Source organism: Rhizobium sp. P1_E1 (assembly GCF_056406015.1).
Genome location: NZ_JBFUAY010000394.1, coordinates 1 through 2,551 on the forward strand (window position 1 = coordinate 1; position 2,551 = coordinate 2,551).

A 2,551-nucleotide genomic window follows, 5' to 3' on the forward strand; every position below is an offset into this window, starting at 1 on the left:
ATGCGACCTTACTGCATGCGCTAAAGAATGACGTCGTCGACTTTGTCGTCTCGCAGGACAAAGGGCTCCACGAACGAGCACTTAAGCATTCGACCGAACTCGGGCGACGTGTCCTGTTTGTCGGGGATGCGACCGATCTGCTAACGCAGACCTATGAGCCTAAGAAGGTCCCGATCCGGCATGTCGCCGAGGTAGAGGCCCATACAATCGACCACCAGGACAGTTTCTTCGACAGCCTTCGTGATGGCTATCCTGCGTTTGATGCATGGTGGAAAGAGAAATGCGTCAGTGAGCATCGATCATGCTGGGTCGTTTACGACAACGATGACTTGGCGGGCCTGATCGTTCGAAAAGACGAGACGAAGTCTGAGACCGACGCGGTGACCAAGGCCAACAAGATCCTCAAGATCTGTACCTTCAAGGTTGCCCCGGATAGGCGTGGCGTGAAACTTGGGGAGCTGCTGCTCAAGCAGGTGCTCTGGTACGCGCAGACGAATGGTTATGACTTGGCCTATCTGACAACCTACGAAAATCAGGCTGCTCTGATCAACCTCCTGGAATTCTATGGTTTCTATCAAGCCGGCGCTAAATCGGACGGCGAGTTGATCTACGAGCGAGCGTTTTCGGCTGATAGACTGCTACCTAACGCGGCCGTAACTACCTACGACGCGGCTCGAACAAACTATCCCCGCTTTGTTGTAAACGATGAAGTTAAAGGTTTCGGCATCCCGATCAAGGAGGATTATCACGACACACTCTATCCCGACCTCTGGAAGCCTCGCCAATCTGATCTTTTCAACGGGGCGTCTCGGGCCGAACGTCCGACCCGTCCCGGGAATACGATCCGAAAAGTCTATTTGTGCCGTGCCCAATCGAAACTCGGTGCGCCAGGCTCCGTCCTGTTCTTCTACAAAAGCGCTTCGAAGGAGAAGCCATCACAGGCGATTACCGCGCTTGGAATACTAGAAAGCGTCACGCTCGCAAGCTCAACGAGGGAGCTCATGCTTTTGACAGGTGGTCGATCGGTTTACAGCGAGATTGAACTAGAGGGTTGGAATGCGACTCCGCAACGGCCTGTGAAAGTCATCAACTATCTGCTTGTATCGTATATTGATCCGCCGGTCGGGCTTGATGAACTCCGCCATATCGGCGTGGTGAACGGAAATCCTCAGCAGTCAATTTATCAGCTTAAGCCGATGCACCTGCGCAAGCTGCTGGACCGCGCAAATCTGCAGTTTGCTGTATGACCCAGAGTATCGTCGCTTTTCTCGGAATTTCGGGAGTGGGCAAGACCACCTTCCTTAGAGAATCCTTGAGGACGATGTCGTTTCAACATTTGACTGCCGGTTACTTGATCGGGCAGGCGCGAGATGCTCAAATCGCCCATGACCATTTGAGACTTCAAAACATCGCGGACAACCAGGATCTTTTGGTGGAGGGCTTCCTGATCCGAAAAGACTTCCGCGCGGCGTGTGTCGTCCTCGATGGCCATGCGATCATCGATGGCCCGTCTGGCCTTGAAACGATCGATGTGGACATTTTTCGCCGCCTCGGCGTGAACGCCGTCGCACATCTTGAAGCAGATCCGCAGCAGATTTTCGTCAACCGGGAAGGGGACAACTCGAGAGCACGTCCTCGTCGCTCACCTGATGAACTTGTCGAGCATCAAAGTCTATCTTTGGCTCGGTCGCAGATCATCGCAAACGAGCTGACGGTGCCCTTTGCGCGCCTTCGAACTGAAGAGAGCAAAAACTTCGCTGTGTTCATTCAAGGCGTTGTCAGCGGCAAGTTATGAACTCAATCGGTAATCGCGGGCCGTCAAGTACGACATTACTTCCCCTACAACCCTCGTGAAAGCAAGGTGCATGACCTCTTCGATCTTGCTKGGAAGTCTTGAACAGCTCAGCCGCGTACCACCCACAGGCGTGAATCATCTGCAGCACATGGATGAATTCGTCCGTTTCGCGGAGCTGTTGCAGAAGCAGCATCCACAAATGGGCACCGGGTCCTGGCAGCGTTTTACCCTAGCGACCGCGTTACGTCAGCTTGGCTTGGCCAGTCTTGTTGGCGGAGTAGCTTCCGACCTAGCTGTGCCATCGTACGAGCTTCTGAACCGCCTCGATCAAGCCTTGAGGGGGTTCCCATCAAAACGGCGTCACCTGTGTCCTTTGGATCTGGCATCGGATCTGCCGGCGCTCGCGTTTGGACCAAATCAGGTAAGGACCTTTTCATCCAGCGAGCTTGAGGACCTTTTCGACGTTCAGGGGCTCCGGCGCGTGAACCGGCAATGGTCCGTTGATACCAAAAGGTTCGCGGAGTTTACTTGGTTGGTCGTCGACGAGGATGTTTCGCCCGAGACCGTCGCTCCAGGCCAACGTCGTCTGCCAAGCATGTTCTCGGCCATTGACCGAGACTTCGGCCGAATCGAACCGTATCACACTGGATTGCCCGTGTCGGTCGAGGACGCCCTTTTCGGCCTCCTCGTGCTTCCATGGGAGGAAATCGTCGACTATCTGGAGATGGACTGGCGGGGCTTCCAAATCCCTTGGGT

General features: G+C 54.6%; 2 protein-coding genes and 1 pseudogene. All 3 read left to right on the forward strand.

Translation table 11 applies throughout. The features are described 5' to 3' along the window. Window positions 1–1,247 (forward strand): GNAT family N-acetyltransferase (locus AC1D1Z_RS36200; protein ID WP_477853620.1); only part of this gene is annotated, 1,247 nt, incomplete at its 5' end. Beyond that, window positions 1,244–1,795: an ATP-binding protein gene (locus AC1D1Z_RS36205; protein WP_477853621.1), complete on the forward strand. Its 552-nt coding sequence runs from the start codon at window positions 1,244–1,246 to the stop codon at window positions 1,793–1,795. The genes AC1D1Z_RS36200 and AC1D1Z_RS36205, both read left to right, overlap by 4 nt. Window positions 1,796–1,865: 70 nt before the next feature. After that, window positions 1,866–2,551, forward strand: a pseudogene (locus tag AC1D1Z_RS36210) (hypothetical protein); the annotation flags it as partial.